Genomic DNA, 15,712 nt, shown 5'->3' with positions numbered 1-15,712 from the left:
GACGGGGCCGCTGACGTCGGGGCCGCCGACAACGGCGGAGCTGTCCGATGGCGCTGAACCCGAGGCTTGAGCTGCGGCAACAGCAGCGGCTGGCGCTGACCCCGGATGTTCGGCTCAGGCTCAGCATGCTGCGCATGGGGCCGGGCGAACTGGCCGACGAACTGGCGCGCGAGGCTGCGCGCAATCCTTTCCTGCTGCTCGACCGTCCGGCGTCCCGCCCCTCGGCGCCCTTCGAGGGGCTCGACATTGATGCGCAGGCGCGCTCGGCCCCGTTTCAGGAAGACCTGCGCCTGCAGATCGAGCGGATGGACCTGCCGCCCGGGATCGCCGCGCTGGCGCTGTTCCTGGTCGCCGAACTGGGGCCGGACGGGTTTCTGGACACCGATCTCGAGGTGCTGGCCGAGGAACAGGGCATCGACACCGAGCGGCTGGAGCAGGCGCTGGCGGCGCTGCATCGCTGCGACCCGCCCGGGATCGGCGCGCGCAATGTCACCGAATGCCTGCTGCTGCAGCTGGTGGACAAGGGGCTGGACCCGGACGAGGCCGCGGCGACCCTGCGGCTGCTGCCGCTCTTTGCCCGGCGGGACTGGGCGCGGATCGGGCGCGAGCTGGGGCTCGACCCCGCCGGGGCCGAGGCGCGGGCGGCGCTGCTCAAGGGTCTGACCCCGCGCCCGGCCCTGCCCGCCGCCGGGCCCGAGGTCGAGGCCGCGCCGCTGCTGCCCGACCTGCGGCTGGTGCGTGGCGAGGGGGGCAAGCTGAGCGTCGAGCCCGCCGAAACCTCGCGCCCCCGGCTGCGGCTGGACGCGGCGATGGTTCACAAGGCCGCGAGCGAGGGTTTCGCGCCCGAGCTGCTGGTCCGGGCCCGGGCGCTGCTGGCGGCGCTAGAACAACGCGGGCACACGCTGGCGCGGATCGGCGACTGGCTGGCCGACCATCAGGCGGGCTTTTTCCGGGAGGGGATCGCGGGCCTTCTGCCGGCGACGCGGCAGGATCTGGCCGGGGCGCTGGGGCTGCATCCCTCGACCGTGGGGCGGGCGCTGGCGGGCAAGGCCATCGACATCGACGGACGGCTCTGGCCGCTGGGGGTCCTGTTCTCGACCGGGCTGCCCACGGCCGAGGGCGTCGTTTCGTCGCGGGTGGTGCAGCGGCGCATCGCCGAGCTGATCGCCGCCGAGCCCCATGGCCGCCCGCTGTCGGACGAATCCCTTGCCGGATTGTTGCGTGAGCAGGGCGTTGACATCGCCCGGCGAACTGTCGCCAAATACAGGCAAGGCTTGAGAATTCCCGGCACGGCAACGCGCCGGAGAATGGCTGCGGCGCGGCATCGAGACTGAGCCCGCGCCGTCAGGTCATATCGGCGGAGATGCCCGCGGTCACGTTGGCCTCGGGGCATCCGTCACCAGAAGGAGAGGTTCATGCGGTACCAGATCAGCGGAAAGCAGATCGACGTTGGCGAGGCGCTTCAGACGCACGTCAAAAGTGAGCTGGGCAATGTGATGGAGAAGTATTCGCAGCGTCCCACCGACGCGAATATCGTCTTTTCCCGTGACGCGCACGCCTATGTCTGCGAATCGACCGTTCACCTCAGCACCGGCCTGACCGCTCAGGCCAAGGGCCAGGCCAACGACATCTATGCCGCTTTTGACGCCTGTTGCGAGCGCATGGACAAGCAATTGCGCCGCTACAAGCGCCGTCTGAAGGACCATCACCGCGACCGGCCGGCGCCGGTTGAATTCGGCGGGGCATCCGCGTATATCCTCGCGTCTGACGACGGGTCGGAAGGCGATGAGCCCGATACGCTTGCACCGATGATCATTGCCGAGATGGAGACGCGCATTCCGTCGATCTCGGCCGGTGAGGCGGTCATGCAGATGGAGCTTTCGCATACCCCGGTTCTGGTGTTCCGCAACGAGCGGCACGGCGGGCTCAATGTGGTCTACCGGCGCGAGGACGGCAACATCGGCTGGATCGACCCGCAATAATTTGGTCCGGCCTCCGGGATTCGCAAGATCCCGGAGGCCGGCGCCCTTAGCGACGTGAGGCAAGAGCGCGTATGGAACTGGCCCATCTGTTGACCCCCGGAGCGATCCGGGTCTGCAACGCCGTGAAAAGCAAGAAGCGCCTTTTCCAGGACCTCGCTGAAACCGCCGCCGCCGCGCATGGGCTGGACGAGGCGGTCGCCATCGACGCGCTGCAGGAACGCGAGAGCCTGGGGCCGACCGGCGTAGGCCACGGCGTGGCGCTGCCACATGCGCGCATCGACGGGATCGAACGCGTGCGCGGCGTATTCATCCGCCTGGACCGGCCGCTCGATTACGGCTCGGTCGACCGGGCGCCTGTCGATCTGGTCTTTGCCCTCTTTGCCCCGCGCGATGCGGGGGTCGAGCATCTGAAAGCCCTGGCATTGGTTTCGCGCACGCTGCGCGACCCCGCCGTCTGCGCCAAGCTGCGCGCGAATGAAGAGACCGACAAGCTCTTCGCCATCCTCACCCAGCAGACCGATACCAAGGCCGCCTGAACCCGTTCAGAACGGAACCGGCGCCCTGAAGGTCAGCGCCGCGCCGGTCATCGGGTGGCGCAGGCGCAATTCCTCGGCATGCAGCATGAGGCGCGGGTGCTCCAGCGCCGCGCCCGTGGCATAGAGCGGGTCGCCCAGGATCGGGTGGCCCATCTCCAGCATGTGGACCCGCAGCTGGTGGCTGCGCCCGGTCAGCGGTTTGAGCACCACGCGGGTATTCTCGCCCTCAGGCCGCAGCACCTTCCAGTCGGTCTGGGCAGGTTTGCCGATTTCGTGATCCACATGCTGCTTCGGCCGGTTCGGCCAGTCGACGCAGAGCGGCAGGTCGATGCGCCCCTGTGCCTCGGCCGGGTGGCCGGCGATCAGGGCGACATAGCGCTTCTGCGTCTTGCGGTGTTCGAATTGCTGGCCCAGATGCGCCTGCGCCTGCGGGGTCAGGCCGAAGATGATGACCCCCGAGGTGTCGCAATCCAGCCGGTGCACCAGCCGGACCTGCGGCAATACGGCCTGCAGGCGGGTGATGAGGCTGTCCTGCTTGCCCTCGCCCTTGCCCGGCACCGACAACAGGCCCGAGGCCTTGTCGATGACCAGTAGGTCGTCGTCCTGATACAGGATGACGGGATCGCCGGGGGGCGGGTTGTAGGGCATCACGATCATGGCCCGTGCCTAACGCGGCGGGCCCGATCAGTCCAGCGGGCGCAGGAGCTTGCGTTCCAGGGGCGCCAGCACCCCTTTCAGCGTGCTGCCGCGTTTGAGCACCTGACCCTCGGGGCCGAACAGGGCGTAGAGCCCCTGCTTGCCCCTGAGCGCCGGGATCTTCTCGACCCGGTAGAGCGGGTTCTCGGCGGCGCGGCGAAAGATGGCAAAGACGGCGCGGTCCTTTAGGCACGAGATGCCGTAATCGCGCCACAGACCCGCCGCGACGAACCGGCCATAGACCGAAAGGATCTGGCCCAGTTCGAACCGGTCGAAGCTGACCTGTTCGGGATAGGCGGATCCGGCGGGCACAAAGCGTTGCACGTTCATGACAAAAGGGTGACGCCGGGGCGCGGCGAAATCAAGTCCCCGGTCCTGGCGGTTGGCATTTATCGCCGAATGACCCCCGTCTTGCCCCGGCTCTGCCAAGGTTTCGCCCGCTTCACCGGCGACCCTGAGGCCTCGTGGAAAGGACGGTCGCCCCTGTCGGACCCCCATCCGGCGGACCGGCGACCGGCAAGTCAGGGACCGGGCGCGTGGTTGGCGCCCGGTCTCATCGCGTGCTTTCGATCAGCCGCAGCTGATGGCGACGACGCGCTGACGGTTGTCGCCGTCCACCACGACATTCACGCGTGAGGGGTTGTGATCCATGGTCACCGGGTCGCCCTCGGCATAGACCCGCACCGGGCCCGAGGCCGGGAAGGGCGAGGGCGCGACGGATCCCACGAAGCCCTGCAGGCTGGAGGCGCCGCAGGTATCGCCCGGGGTGGTGACGCGCGCAGGTTCGTTCGGCATGGGATCGGGCTGATAGCCGGGCACGGTGATCGCCGGTCCGGGGCGCGTTTCGACCGGGGCGGGCGGCGGTGCCGGGGCGGCGATGGGCGCGCGCGAATAGGGTGCGCCGGACGGCGGCATGTCGCAGGCGGCGACGAGGATCAGCGCGGCGAGTGGCAGAAGCGGTTTCACGGTCGGCATTCCTTTCCCTCAACTATGGTGCTTGTCCCTCAACAGTGATGCCTGGCGCCGGTGGCGCCACTGGACAGCTTGGGATCAAACCAATATCTCGCGACAATGACCCAGAAAAAGCATGACCCCAACAGTAAAGTGATCGCCGAGAACCGGCGGGCGCGCTTCGATTACTTCATCGAGGACGATCTCGAATGCGGAATCATGCTCATGGGGTCCGAGGTGAAGTCGCTGCGCGATGGCGGGGCGAACATCGCCGAGAGCTATGCCTCGGTCGAGGAGAACGAGCTGTGGCTCATCAACGGCGCCATCGCCCCCTATGCCCAGGCCAAGACCTGGGGGCATGAGGAACGCCGCAAGCGCAAGCTGCTGGTCAGCAAGAAAGAGCTGGCGAAGCTCTGGGCGGCGACGGCCAAGCAGGGCATGACGCTGGTGCCGCTGGTGATGTATTTCAACGACCGCGGCATGGTGAAGCTGAAGATCGGCATCGCCAAGGGCAAGAAGAACCACGACAAGCGCGAGACCGAGGCCAAGCGCGACTGGGACCGCCAGAAGCGGCGCCTGCTGAAGGAGCAGGGCTGAGCCGGTTCAGGCGCGCTGGTCAGGCCAGTTGCAGCATCACCAGCCAGTCGGCGGCCAGCGCCGGGCGGCTGGCGCCCTCGATCTCGACCCTGGTGTCGAGGCGCAGCAGCAGCCCGCCCGGCCGTTCCTCGACCCCTTGCAGGGTGAACCGGGCGCGGATGCGGGCACCCGCGCGCACCGGCGTCAGGAACCGCAGCTTGTCGAAACCGTAGTTCAGGCTGGCGCGGACCGGCGGGAAGGGGATCTCGGCGGTTTCGAACAGGCGGCTCAGCATCGAGAGCGTCAGATAGCCATGGGCAATGGTGCCGCCGAACGGGGTATCGGCGGCGCGCACCGGGTCGATATGGATGAACTGCCGGTCCTCGGTCAGCTCGGCGAAGGCGTCGATCCGCGCTTGATCGAGGCTCACCCAGGGCGAAAGGCCGATCTCCTGCCCCACCCGATCCACCAGATCCTGCATGCCGCCTCCCGTGTTGAGGGCGGCATCCTGCCATGCCCGGCCGGGACCCGGAAGGGGGCCTCAGATCTTGAGGAAGGGCTGCAGCAGCCGCGGGATCAGCCCGTTGAAGCGCAGCGGCGCGTCGGTCACGGCGAGGCAGATGCAGGGATCGCCCGCCTCGGCGATGGGCGTGTGTTCCAGCGCCTCGTCGGCGGTTTCCACATCGCCCCGGGCGAAGCGGTCGGTCTCGTCCCGGAAGGCGCCCTGCAACACCAGCGTCAGTTCCGTCCCGCGGTGCCCGTGATCCGGCACCGCCGTGCCGCCCGGGATGTAGAGGAGGCGCGCGCTGGCCCCCGCGGCGGTGGGCAGGATCGCCTGCCGCACGCCGCCACCGACCGGACGCCAGCGCACCGCCCCGGCATCGCCGCCGACATAGGCGCGCAGCGGCTCGGGGAAGAGGCCGGGGGCAGGGGCCGCGGGCCGTGCCTCGGGCGCCGTGCCGCTGATCCGGGCCAGCGTCGCACTCAGCGCGCCCTCGGCCATCGGCACGGCCTCCTGCCGGTCCAGCAGCGCGCCGCCCACGGCATCCAGCGCCGCCAGCCGGGCGCGGCATTCGTCGCAGAGCGAGACATGCGTCGCGACCAGCAGGCTGAAAGCCTCGGGCAGGGTGCCGGCCGAATAGCCGGTCAGCAGCGCGTCAGAGAGATGATGACGGATCATCGCGTGGTACCTCAGGTCAGTTTCTGGCGCAGCTTCTCCAGCGCCAGACGGATGCGCGACTTGATCGTGCCCAGCGGAAGGCCGGTGGCCGCGGCAATCTCGGAATGGCTGAGATCGCCGAAATAGGCCCGCTCGATCAGCGCGCGTTGTTCTTCGGGAAGCTGGGCAAGTGCTTCGCCCAGCCGTTGGCTATCCTGTTGCAGGGCCAGCGCGTCGGCCTGATCGGGCTCGGGTTCGGGGCCCCAGGGCAGGTCCTCGGGCTCGGGTCGCCGGTCGCGGCGCAACAGGTCGATGCGGCGGTTGCGGGCGATGGTGAAGATCCAGGTCGCCACGCTGGCCCGCTCGGGGTCGAACTGCCCCGCCTTGCGCCAGACCGTCGCCATCACATCCTGCGCGCAATCCTCGGCCTGGGCCGCCGTCGCGCCGGATTTCATCAGGAACGCCTTCAGCCGCGGCGCGAAATGCGCAAAGAGCGCAGCAAAGGCGGTCTGGTCGGCGTGGCGGGCGACGGCCAGCATCTGCGCGCAATGCCGCGCGGCGTCGTCGTCGATCGTCACCTGGTGCCGCTCCTTCGTGACAGGCCGTGCCGCGATGCGCTGCCTTGGGGGCAGCACCGGCCGGGGCATTGTCGTCTGATCGGGCATCGCTTGCAACATGCCCCCACTACGCGGCGCAGTCCGGGCCGGATCACCGGGGCGCACGAAAATCCCGCGCCCGCGAAAAAATTTCGGACGGAGCGCATCCAAACGCGATTCTGCCCCGTACCTCCTGCAAACCAGCAGGAGTGACAGATGCCCTTCGAACCCCACGCCCATTCCCCCCGGCACATCGCCGTGATCGGCGGCGGCAGCTCGGGCATGGCCGCCGCCTGGCTGCTGGCGCCGGGCCACCGCGTCACCCTGATCGAGGCCGAGCCGCGTCTGGGCGGACATGCGCGGACCGTGATGGCGGGCAAGCGGGGCGACCAGCCGGTGGACACCGGCTTCATCGTCTTCAACCACGCGAATTACCCCAACCTGACGGCGATGTTCGAGGCGCTCGACGTGCCGACCGCCCCGGCTGCGATGAGCTTCGGTGCCTCCTTCGACAATGGCGCCTGCGAATATGCGCTGGCCTCGCTCGACACGCTTTTCGCCGCGCGCCGCAATCTGGCCGATCCGCGGTTCCTGCGCATGGTCCGCGACATCGTGCATTTCAACGCCAATGCCGAGAAGGCGGCGCAGGACCCCGGCCTCAGCATCGGCGGGCTGATGGACAATCTCGGCATGGGGCGCTGGTTCCGCGAGCGCTATATCCAGCCCTTTTCCGGCGCCATCTGGTCGACGCCCAAGGCCAAGATCATGGATTTCCCGGCCCGGGCCATGGTCCAGTTCTTCCGCAACCACGCGCTGCTGTCGAACGGCGGGCAGCACCAATGGTACACGGTGCGCGGCGGCTCCGTCGAATACGTCCGGCGGTTGGAGCGTGACCTCCTCGCCCGCGGCGTGGCGCTGCGCCTCGGCACCGGGGTGGCGGGCGTTCGCCGCACCGCCACCGGGCCCGAGGTCCGGGTGCAGGGCGGCGAGTGGGAGGCCTTCGACGAGGTGATCTTCGCCACCCATTCCGACACCACGCTGAGCCTGCTCGCCGATCCCAGCCAGACCGAGCGCGTCTCGCTTTCTGCGATCCGCTATCAGGACAACGATTCGATCCTGCATTGCGACGCCTCGGTCATGCCCCGGCGCCGCAAGGTCTGGTCCTCGTGGACCTATACCGAGCATTCGGCCGAGGATCGCGACCGTATCAGCCTCAGCTACTGGATGAACTCGCTGCAGCCGATCCCGGCCGAGGATCCGATGTTCGTGACCCTCAACAGCACCCGCCCGATCCCGGACGAGCTGATCTATGACCAGAACACCTTCCGCCATCCGGTCTTCGATCTGGCCGCCTTTGCCGCGCAGGATGTGCTGAAGGTGCTGAACGGCCACCGCAACACCTGGTTCTGCGGCGCCTGGATGCGCAACGGCTTCCACGAGGACGGTTTCGCCAGCGCCGTGGATGTGGTGGCGAAGATGGGCCAGCCTCTGGCGCAGGAGGCGGCATGAGCGCGGTCGAGCATATCGCCGGGCGCACCTTTCACGGGCGCGCGGGGGCGCTGGCGAACCGCTTCGCCTATGGCGTCGATTACCTGCTGATCGACGCCGAGGCGCCGCAGCGCATGCCCTGGCTGCTGTCGCGCAACCGCGCGAACCTCATGTCCCTGCACGACACCGACCATGGCGGCGAGCGCGGGCGCGGTCAGGGCGCGGCATGGGTGCGCGCGGTGCTGGCCGATGCCGGGGCGCCGCCCATCGGGCGGATCGACCTGCTGGCGCAACCCCGCGTGCTGGGTCATGTGTTCAACCCGGTCAGTTTCTGGCTCTGCCACGATCCCGGGGGCGCGCTGATCTGCGTGATTGCCGAGGTGAGCAACACCTTCGGCGACCGCCATTCCTATCTTTGCCGCCGCGACGATTGGGCGGCGATCACGGTCGAGGATTCGCTGCAAGCGCAGAAGATCTTCCATGTCTCGCCCTTCCAGCCGGTCGAGGGCGACTACCGCTTCCGCTTCGACATCCGCCCCGAGGCCATCGCCATCCGCATCGCCTATGGCCATGCCAAGGGCGGCCTCGTCGCCACGCTCACCGGGTTGCGCAAACCCGCCACCGCGCCCGGGCTGATCGGCGCCATGTTGCGCCGCCCGCTGGGCTCGCGCCGGGTGCTGGCGCTGATCCATTGGCAGGCGCTGAAACTCTGGTGGAAGGGGGCGGCCTATCGCCCCCGCCCCACCCCGCCCGTCGAGGAGGTTTCGCGATGACCGAGGTTCTGCTCACCCTGGTCGGCGTGCTGATGGCCGCGCTGATCGCCCGCCGCTTTCTGGGCTTCACCGCCCAGCAGCCCGGCGATTACGCGGCAATGTCGCCGCAGCTGGATATCCGCCGCCACCTCTCGGGGCCCTTGCTCTGCGAAGGGGTGATCTATGGCCCGACCGGCCGCGTCACCTCGCGCTTTGTCGCGCAGATGGAGGGCCGCTGGGACGGCAACCGCGGCCTGCTGGACGAGACGTTCCGCTACGCCAGCGGCGAAACCCAGCAACGCCAGTGGCGCCTGACGCTGGGCAACGACGGCGCCATCAAGGCCGAGGCCGATGACCTCACCGACCCCGGTCGCGGCCGGCAGGAAGGGGCGGGCCTTCAGCTGCAATACCGCATCCGCCTGCCCGATCACGCCGGGGGCTGGGTGCTGGACGTGACCGACTGGATGTACCTGATGGAGAACGGCACGATCATCAACCGCAGCCAGTTCCGCAAGTTCGGCATCAAGGTGGCCGAGCTGGTGGCGACCATGCGGCAGGTGCCGGCGTGAAGGACCAGCGCTGGTGGCTGATCGGCGCCTCCGAGGGGCTGGGCCGGGCGCTGGCCACCGCGATGGCGGCCGAAGGCGCGCGGCTGATCCTCTCGGCCCGGGGCGAGGAAAGGCTGCGGGCGCTGGCCGGTGATCTCGACGCCAGGGCGCTGCCCCTCGATGTGAGCGACCCCGCCGCCGTCGCCACCGCGGCCGAGGCCGCGGGGCCGGTCGACGGCCTGATCTATCTGGCGGGCGCCTATTGGCCGATGACGGCGCAGGAATGGGACAGCGTCCGCATCGAGACCATGCTCGACGTGAACCTCAATGGCGCGGTGCGGGTGCTGGGCCATGTCCTGCCCGGCATGATCGCGCGCAATCAGGGGCGCGTGGTGCTGACCGGCTCGCTGGCGGGGTTCCGGGGCCTGCCCGGCAGCCTGGGCTACGGCCAGTCCAAGGCCGCGCTGATGAACCTCGGCCAGTCCCTGCAGGCGGATCTGCGGGGCACCGGCGTTCGGGTGCAGCTGGTCAACCCGGGCTTCATCCGCACCCGGCTGACCGATCGCAACGATTTCTCCATGCCCTTCCTGATGGAGCCCGAGGATGCCGCGGCGCGGGTTCTGGGCGCCATCCGGTCCGGAAGGCCCGCCACCTCCTTCCCGATGCTTTTCTCCTGGCTGTTCCGCGCCGGGCGGCTGTTGCCCACGCCGCTTTGGAACCGGCTTTTCGCCCGATCCTGAGCGCCGGGCTGACGCCCCCTTGCACGCGCGGGTCATCGGCGCGATGCTGGAGTCACGGACAGGAGATCGCGATGACGCCCGAAATCAGCATCAAGAAGGTGGTCCATATCATCTTTCAGGCCCGCGAACGCGGTCGCCCGGGCGAGGTGCACGCCTTCATCGACGCGCTGAATGATGACGAGAAGGCGCATCTGGTGGCGATCGCCTGGGTCGGCCGCGGCGCCTTCGAGCCCGAGGATTACGCCGAAGCGCTGGAAACCGCCTTCGCCGAAGCGACGACGCCCACGGCGGATTACCTGATGGGGATGCCGCATCTGTCCGAGAACCTGGAAGCGGGGCTCGAGGCGCTGGAGATCGACGTGACCGAGGCGGAAGAGGATTTCTACGACCGCTGAGGTCCGCGCCTGGCCCCGGCCGGGCAAGGAGGGGGCGCTGCCCCCTCGCCGCATCCGCGGCTCACCCCCGGGATATTTGGAGAACAAAGATGGGGCTTAACGATTCGCTAACCATGATCTTTGTTCTTCAAATATCCTGCGGGGGGTGAGGCCGCAGGCCGAGGGGGGCGCAAAGCCCCCCTTTCTGTTTCACCGCGCGTAGGGATCCGCCAGCGCGGGCAGGATGGTCCCGGTGCAATCGCCGAAGCCGATGGTATAGCCCTCGCCCTTGCACTGGCCCTTCAGGGTCAGCGTGTCGCCGTCTTCCAGGAAGCTGCGGGTGCCGCCGCCGGGCAGGGTCAGCGGCTCCTTGCCGCCCCAGCTCAGTTCCAGCAGCGAGCCGCGGCTGTCCTTCGTGGCACCCGAGATGGTGCCCGAGCCCAGAAGGTCCCCCACCCGCATCGGGCAGCCCGAGGTGGTGTGATGCGCCAGTTGCTGGGCGGCGGAGTAGTACATCTCGCGGTAGTTGGTGCGGCAGATCTCGGTCGCGGGGCCGCCCTCGGTCGCCAGCTCGACCGAGAGCTGGATGTCATAGAGCATCGGCCGCGGTTCCTCGAGATAGGGCAGCAGCGGTTTCTCGCGGGCGGGCGTCGAGGCGCGGAAGGCGCCGAGGGCGGCTTTGGTCACGATCCAGGGGCTGATGGTGGTGGCCGTGGCCTTGGCTTGGAACGGGCCCAGCGGGACGTATTCCCAGGCCTGGATGTCGCGCGCCGACCAGTCGTTGAGCAGCACATAGCCGAAGATCATGTCGTCAGCCTCGGCCACCGTCACCGGCCCGGACGAGGGTTTGCCGACCACGGCGCCCATTTCCAGCTCAAGGTCGAAGCGGGCGCAGGGGGCAAATCGCGGGGCCTCGTCCTGCGGGCCCTTCAGCTGGCCCCAGGGGCGGCGCACCGGCGTGCCCGAGACCACGACCGAGGAGGCGCGGCCGTTGTAGCCGATCGGGATGTGCAGCCAGTTCGGCGGCAGCGCGTTCTCGGGGCCGCGGAACATGGTGCCGACGTTGAAGGCGTGGTTCTTGCCGGCGTAGAAATCGGTGTATTCGGTGACCTGGAAGGGCAGGTGCAGCCGGACCGAGGACAGCGGGTGCAGATAGGCGGCGAGCTGGTCCTGGGTGTCGGAGCCCTCGCGCAGATGGCCCATCAGGGCGCTGCGCAGCTTCTCCCAGACCGGCTGGCCGGCGTCCATCAGCGGGTTCCAGGCCGCCGCCTGCAGCAGCGGCTTCTCGGCCAGATGCAGCAGGCCTGCCTTCTCCATCCCCGCCACGTCCAGCACCTGATCGCCGATCGCCACGCCGCAGCGGGGCGCGCCGCCCGGGGTCGAGAAAACGCCGCAGGGCAGGTTGTTGAGCGGGAAGGGGCAGGCGGGGTCGTTGGCCGCGGTCAGCCAGGAACGGATCAGGGTCATGAAAACTCCAGCAATTGTCGTCCCGTAGGATGGGCAATATTGCCCATCCTACAAGGGGTCAGTCCTTGATACCGGGCGTGCCGTCGAATTTCTTCTCCAGCGAGGTCCAGCAATCGAGGTAATTGTCCTGCAAGGGCGCCTTGGTCGCGGCCCATTCCGTCAGGTGCTGCGGGAAGCGGGTCTCGAACATGAAGGACATGGTGTTGTCCAGAAGATGCGGCTTCAGATCGGCGTTCGAGGCGCCCTCGAACGCGTCCCGGTCGGGCCCGTGCGGCAACATGCAATTGTGCAGGCTCAGGCCTCCCGGCTGGAAGCCTTGGGGCTTCGCATCATACTGGCCATAGATGTTGCCCATCAGTTCCGACATGATGTTCTTGTGATACCACGGCGGGCGGAAGGTGTTCTCGGCCACCATCCAGCGTTCCCGGAACAGCACGAAGTCGATGTTCGCCGTCCCCTCCTGCCCCGAGGGCGCCGTCAGCACGGTGAAGATCGACGGGTCCGGGTGGTCGAACAGCAGCGCGCCGACCGGCGAATAGGTGCGCAGATCGTATTTCACCGGGCAGTAATTGCCGTGCCAGGCCACCACGTCCAGCGGCGAATGGTCGATGAAGGTCTCGTGGAACTGGCCACACCATTTGATGACCACGCGCGAGCGGGTTTCCTTGTCCTCGAAGGCCGCGACCGGGGTCTTGAAGTCGCGCGGATTGGCCAGGCAATTGGCGCCGATCGGCCCGCGGTTAGGCAGGTCGAATTTCTGGCCGTAATTCTCGCAGACGAAGCCGCGCGCCGGGCCGTCCAGCACCTCGACCCGGTACACGAGCCCGCGCGGCAGGATGGCGATTTCCTTGGGTTCGAGGTCGATGATCCCCATCTCGGTGCAGAACCTGAGGCGCCCTTCCTGAGGCACCACCAGCAATTCCGAATCGGCCGAGTAGAAATATTCGTCCACCATCGAGGTGGTCACCAGATAGACATGGCTCGCCATGCCGACCTGGGTGTTGACGTCGCCCGCCGTGGTGATGGTCCGCATGCCGGTGATCCAGCTGTAGCTCTCGCCCTGGCCCGGCATCGGGACCGGGTCCCAGCGGTACTGGCCCAGGCTGATGACATCGGGCAGCACATGCGGCGCGGTTTTCCAGCCCTCGACGGCGATCTTGGCGAAGCGGCCGGTATGCTTGACCGAGGGGCGGATGCGGTAGCACCAGGTCCGCTCGTTCTGGCCGCGGGGCGCGGTGAAGGCGGTGCCCGAAAGCTGCTCGGCATAGAGGCCGTAATTGACCTTCTGCGGCGAGTTCTGGCCCTGCGGCAGGGCGCCCGGCAGCGCCTCGGTTTCGAAATCATTGCCGAAGCCGGGCATGTAGCCTTCATGCGGGCCGGTGACCGAGGGGGCGCGGATCATGCCGATGGGCAGGCTCTGGTCGTTCATGGCGGGCTCCTCGCTGGGGCGGAATGGGTCATCTGCGATGCACCAAATATTTATTGCATATGCAACAAAGTCAAGGCCCCCCGGCGGATCTGCGGGCGGGGAGCAGCAAAGCCGCGCCGAGGGGCCGATTGATTTCGCCCGTCAAGTGTGGTCGGCTGGCCGCCACCTCCCCTGATCCTCGAAATTGACCGCGCATGACCGACGCCAACGCCTTCGACCTGAACACCTTTCTGCCCTACCGCCTGAACGCGGTGGCGGGCCGCATCAGCCGGGCCTTTGCCGAGCGTTACCGCGAGGAATTCGGCATCTCGATCCCGGAATGGCGGGTGCTGGTGCATCTGCATCAGGGCGGCGATGTCTCGGTCCGCGATGTCGAGGCGCGGGTCGATATGGAGAAATCCAAGGTCAGCCGCGCCGCCTCTCGGCTGGAGGCGGCGGGCTACATCACCAAGGCGGTGAATGACAGCGACCGGCGGCTTCTGCTGCTCAGGCTCACGCCCGAGGGCGAGGCGCTGGTGGCGCGGCTGCTGCCGGTGGCGATCGGCTATCAGGAAGAGATGAAGGCCCGGCTCGGCCCGCTGGTCGAGGGGCTGGAGGCCGGGATCGCCGCGCTGCTGGACGATCCGAAATGATCCGCGCCCTGGCGCTGATCCTGTCCTGCCAGCTGGCGGGCGAGGTCGGCGCCCGCTTGCTGTCGCTGCCCGTGCCGGGGCCGGTGCTGGGCATGGCGCTGCTTTGGGCGTTGATGGTCCTGCTGCCCCGGGTGGCCGAGGCGGTGATGCCGGTGGGCGAGGGGATCCTGCGCCATCTGTCCCTGCTCTTCGTGCCGGCGGGGGTGGGGGTGGTCGGGCATCTGGACCGGCTGGGGCCTCAGGCGCTGGCGCTGGGTGCGGCGATCCTGATTTCCACGGCGCTGGCCATCGCCGCCGGGGCGCTGGCCTTCACGCTGGTGGCGCGGCTGACGGGGTCGCACGATGCGTGACGTGGCCGAGATCTGGTCCTATCTCGCGCAGGGGCCGCTCTTGTGGCTGACGCTGACGCTGCTGGCCTATGCGCTGGCCGATCTGGTGGCCGAGGCGCTGGGCCGCCCGCCGCTGGCCAATACCGTGCTGATCTCGGTCGTGCTGCTGGGGCTGATGCTCTGGGCCACCGGCACGCCCTACGCGACCTATTTCGAGGGCGCGCAATTCGTGCATTTCCTGCTGGGCCCGGCCACCGTCTCGCTGGCGGTGCCGCTCTACCGGCAGGGCGCCCGGCTGCGCCGCGCCGTGCTGCCGGTGCTGGCCGGGGTGGTCACGGGGTCGGTCGTGGCCATGATCTCGGCCCTGGCGATCGGCCGGGCGCTGGGGCTGGATCTGGCGACGCTGGCCTCGCTGGCGCCCAAGAGCACCACCGCGCCGGTCGCCATCGGCATCGCCGAGGGGCTGGGCGGCTCGCCCACGCTGGCGGCGGTGTTGGTGATCCTGACCGGGATCACCGGCGCGCTGATCGCGACGCCGCTTCTTGACGCGCTGCGGCTGCGGGACTGGCGGGCGCGGGGGCTGGCGGTGGGGACGGCGGCGCATGGCATCGGCACGGCGCGGGCCTTTCAGGTGCATCCGACGGCGGGCGCCTTCGCCGGGATCGGCATGGGGCTCAACGCGATCCTGACGGCGCTGCTGGCGCCGGTGGTGCTGCGGCTCTTCCTCTGACGCGGCGCGCATGCGGCAGCCCCGGGGGCGCTGCCCCCGGACCCCCGGGATATTTGAGGAACAAAGATGGAAGGGGGCGCGCGGCGGCTGTGCCGTCGCGCTTGAGCCGGGAGGGGCGCGGGGGGCCGTGCGGCGTTAACCTTGATGCCTGGTTAAGGCCGCTTCTTTGCGCGTCAAATATCCCGGGGGGTGAGGCCGTCAGGCCGAGGGGGGCAGCGCCCCCCTTTCTTCGCCGCCCGCGCTGTGGCAGAGGTCAGCGAAACGGAGGCGCCGATGGCCGATTATCCTGCCCTTGCCCAGACAATCCGTGCCCTGACCGAGGGCGAGACCGATGTGGTGGCGCTGATGGCGACGCTCGCCTGCGAGGTGCATCATGCCGATGACCGCTTCGACTGGACCGGGTTCTACCGGGTCGTGGCGCCGGGTCTGCTGAAGATCGGGCCCTATCAGGGCGGCCATGGCTGTCTGGTGATCCCTTTCGAGCGCGGCGTCTGCGGGGCGGCAGCGCGCACGCGGGCGGTGCAGCTGGTGCCGGATGTCGAGGCTTTCCCCGGGCATATCGCCTGTTCCTCGTCCACGCGGTCCGAGTTGGTGCTGCCGGTCTTTGACGGGCGGGGCGCTGTGATCGGCGTCTTCGACATCGACAGCGACCGGCCCGATGCCTTCACCGACGAGGACGCGCGCGCGCTGGCCGCGATCCTGGCCGAAACCTTTGCCGGAGTCTGAC

At 68.7% G+C, this 15,712-nt stretch carries 21 protein-coding genes; 13 read left to right on the top strand and 8 right to left on the bottom strand.

All coding sequences use genetic code 11. From position 1 onward, the window contains the following. Positions 1 to 47: 47 nt before the first annotated feature. From DDE23_RS08085 to DDE23_RS08075, 3 genes are all read left to right on the top strand, one after another. The gene (locus DDE23_RS08085) at positions 48 to 1,334 is read left to right on the top strand and encodes an RNA polymerase factor sigma-54 (RefSeq protein WP_107751460.1); all 1,287 of its coding nucleotides are present in this window, start codon (positions 48 to 50) and stop codon (positions 1,332 to 1,334) included. Positions 1,335 to 1,415: 81 nt separating this feature from the next. Beyond that, positions 1,416 to 1,982 (top strand): ribosome hibernation-promoting factor, HPF/YfiA family, encoded by a 567-nt coding sequence (gene hpf, locus DDE23_RS08080; protein WP_107751459.1) that lies wholly within the window; start codon positions 1,416 to 1,418, stop codon positions 1,980 to 1,982. 71 nt (positions 1,983 to 2,053) lie between these two features. Further along, positions 2,054 to 2,518 carry a PTS sugar transporter subunit IIA gene (locus DDE23_RS08075; protein WP_107751458.1) on the top strand — a complete coding sequence of 155 codons (465 nt, stop codon included), beginning with the start codon at positions 2,054 to 2,056 and terminating at the stop codon, positions 2,516 to 2,518. 6 nt (positions 2,519 to 2,524) lie between these two features. Here DDE23_RS08075 and DDE23_RS08070 read toward each other — a convergent pair whose 3' ends face one another. The 3 genes from DDE23_RS08070 to DDE23_RS08060 form a co-directional block, all read right to left on the bottom strand. Continuing rightward, the gene (locus tag DDE23_RS08070) at positions 2,525 to 3,175 is read right to left on the bottom strand and encodes an RluA family pseudouridine synthase (protein WP_107751457.1); all 651 of its coding nucleotides are present in this window, start codon (positions 3,173 to 3,175) and stop codon (positions 2,525 to 2,527) included. Positions 3,176 to 3,202: 27 nt separating this feature from the next. Continuing rightward, complete coding sequence (locus DDE23_RS08065) at positions 3,203 to 3,544, bottom strand: DUF2794 domain-containing protein (RefSeq protein WP_107751456.1); 342 nt, start codon at positions 3,542 to 3,544, stop codon at positions 3,203 to 3,205. Between the two features lie 240 nt (positions 3,545 to 3,784). Next, positions 3,785 to 4,180: an I78 family peptidase inhibitor gene (locus DDE23_RS08060; protein ID WP_157957986.1), complete on the bottom strand. Its 396-nt coding sequence runs from the start codon at positions 4,178 to 4,180 to the stop codon at positions 3,785 to 3,787. 105 nt (positions 4,181 to 4,285) lie between these two features. Between DDE23_RS08060 and smpB the strand changes: the two genes are divergently transcribed. Further along, positions 4,286 to 4,762 carry an SsrA-binding protein SmpB gene (smpB, locus tag DDE23_RS08055; protein WP_107751454.1) on the top strand — a complete coding sequence of 159 codons (477 nt, stop codon included), beginning with the start codon at positions 4,286 to 4,288 and terminating at the stop codon, positions 4,760 to 4,762. Between the two features lie 19 nt (positions 4,763 to 4,781). On the opposite strand, the gene DDE23_RS08050 is transcribed toward smpB, so the two are convergent. Genes DDE23_RS08050 through DDE23_RS08040 form a run of 3 tightly spaced genes read right to left on the bottom strand, consistent with a single transcriptional unit; the run spans position 4,782 to position 6,439 of the window. Then, a complete protein-coding gene (locus tag DDE23_RS08050; protein WP_107751453.1) occupies positions 4,782 to 5,222 on the bottom strand; it encodes a MaoC family dehydratase in 441 nt (146 codons plus the stop codon). A 60-nt stretch (positions 5,223 to 5,282) separates the two neighbouring features. After that, entirely contained in the window at positions 5,283 to 5,921 is a 639-nt protein-coding gene (locus DDE23_RS08045; protein ID WP_107751452.1) for a ChrR family anti-sigma-E factor, read from the bottom strand. A gap of 11 nt (positions 5,922 to 5,932) precedes the next feature. Continuing rightward, positions 5,933 to 6,439 (bottom strand): sigma-70 family RNA polymerase sigma factor, encoded by a 507-nt coding sequence (locus tag DDE23_RS08040; RefSeq protein WP_238149939.1) that lies wholly within the window; start codon positions 6,437 to 6,439, stop codon positions 5,933 to 5,935. A 273-nt stretch (positions 6,440 to 6,712) separates the two neighbouring features. Here DDE23_RS08040 and DDE23_RS08035 point away from each other — a divergent pair, with 273 nt between their 5' ends. The 5 genes from DDE23_RS08035 to DDE23_RS08015 all read left to right on the top strand — a co-directional run bounded on the left by DDE23_RS08035 (position 6,713) and on the right by DDE23_RS08015 (position 10,419). Further along, positions 6,713 to 8,005 carry an NAD(P)/FAD-dependent oxidoreductase gene (locus DDE23_RS08035; RefSeq protein ID WP_107751450.1) on the top strand — a complete coding sequence of 431 codons (1,293 nt, stop codon included), beginning with the start codon at positions 6,713 to 6,715 and terminating at the stop codon, positions 8,003 to 8,005. Continuing rightward, positions 8,002 to 8,757: a DUF1365 domain-containing protein gene (locus tag DDE23_RS08030; protein WP_107751449.1), complete on the top strand. Its 756-nt coding sequence runs from the start codon at positions 8,002 to 8,004 to the stop codon at positions 8,755 to 8,757. The genes DDE23_RS08035 and DDE23_RS08030 overlap by 4 nt, the downstream gene beginning before the upstream one ends. Further along, positions 8,754 to 9,305 (top strand): DUF3833 domain-containing protein, encoded by a 552-nt coding sequence (locus DDE23_RS08025; protein WP_107751448.1) that lies wholly within the window; start codon positions 8,754 to 8,756, stop codon positions 9,303 to 9,305. The genes DDE23_RS08030 and DDE23_RS08025 overlap by 4 nt, the downstream gene beginning before the upstream one ends. Beyond that, positions 9,302 to 10,024 carry an SDR family NAD(P)-dependent oxidoreductase gene (locus tag DDE23_RS08020; RefSeq protein WP_107751447.1) on the top strand — a complete coding sequence of 241 codons (723 nt, stop codon included), beginning with the start codon at positions 9,302 to 9,304 and terminating at the stop codon, positions 10,022 to 10,024. Before DDE23_RS08025 ends, DDE23_RS08020 begins: the two co-directional genes overlap by 4 nt. Positions 10,025 to 10,095: 71 nt before the next feature. Then, the gene (locus tag DDE23_RS08015; protein WP_107751446.1) at positions 10,096 to 10,419 is read left to right on the top strand and encodes a DUF3775 domain-containing protein; all 324 of its coding nucleotides are present in this window, start codon (positions 10,096 to 10,098) and stop codon (positions 10,417 to 10,419) included. A gap of 189 nt (positions 10,420 to 10,608) precedes the next feature. On the opposite strand, the gene fahA is transcribed toward DDE23_RS08015, so the two are convergent. Together fahA and hmgA are read right to left on the bottom strand one after the other, a co-directional pair. Beyond that, entirely contained in the window at positions 10,609 to 11,865 is a 1,257-nt protein-coding gene (gene fahA, locus DDE23_RS08010) for a fumarylacetoacetase (RefSeq protein WP_107751445.1), read from the bottom strand. Between the two features lie 58 nt (positions 11,866 to 11,923). After that, the gene (hmgA, locus tag DDE23_RS08005) at positions 11,924 to 13,294 is read right to left on the bottom strand and encodes a homogentisate 1,2-dioxygenase (RefSeq protein ID WP_107751444.1); all 1,371 of its coding nucleotides are present in this window, start codon (positions 13,292 to 13,294) and stop codon (positions 11,924 to 11,926) included. Positions 13,295 to 13,488: 194 nt separating this feature from the next. Between hmgA and DDE23_RS08000 the strand changes: the two genes are divergently transcribed. From DDE23_RS08000 to DDE23_RS07985, 4 genes are all read left to right on the top strand, one after another. Beyond that, positions 13,489 to 13,926, top strand: a complete 438-nt coding sequence (locus DDE23_RS08000) for a MarR family winged helix-turn-helix transcriptional regulator (protein ID WP_107751443.1) — start codon at positions 13,489 to 13,491, stop codon at positions 13,924 to 13,926. After that, positions 13,923 to 14,276, top strand: a complete 354-nt coding sequence (locus DDE23_RS07995) for a CidA/LrgA family protein (RefSeq protein WP_107751442.1) — start codon at positions 13,923 to 13,925, stop codon at positions 14,274 to 14,276. Before DDE23_RS08000 ends, DDE23_RS07995 begins: the two co-directional genes overlap by 4 nt. Continuing rightward, positions 14,269 to 14,985, top strand: a complete 717-nt coding sequence (locus tag DDE23_RS07990; protein WP_107751441.1) for an LrgB family protein — start codon at positions 14,269 to 14,271, stop codon at positions 14,983 to 14,985. Before DDE23_RS07995 ends, DDE23_RS07990 begins: the two co-directional genes overlap by 8 nt. A 273-nt stretch (positions 14,986 to 15,258) precedes the next feature. Beyond that, positions 15,259 to 15,711 carry a GAF domain-containing protein gene (locus DDE23_RS07985; protein ID WP_107751440.1) on the top strand — a complete coding sequence of 151 codons (453 nt, stop codon included), beginning with the start codon at positions 15,259 to 15,261 and terminating at the stop codon, positions 15,709 to 15,711. Position 15,712: the final 1 nt, after the last annotated feature.

The organism is Pararhodobacter aggregans, from assembly GCF_003075525.1.
Lineage (GTDB): Bacteria > Pseudomonadota > Alphaproteobacteria > Rhodobacterales > Rhodobacteraceae > Pararhodobacter > Pararhodobacter aggregans.
This window is presented reverse-complemented; position numbering and strand designations above follow the sequence as displayed.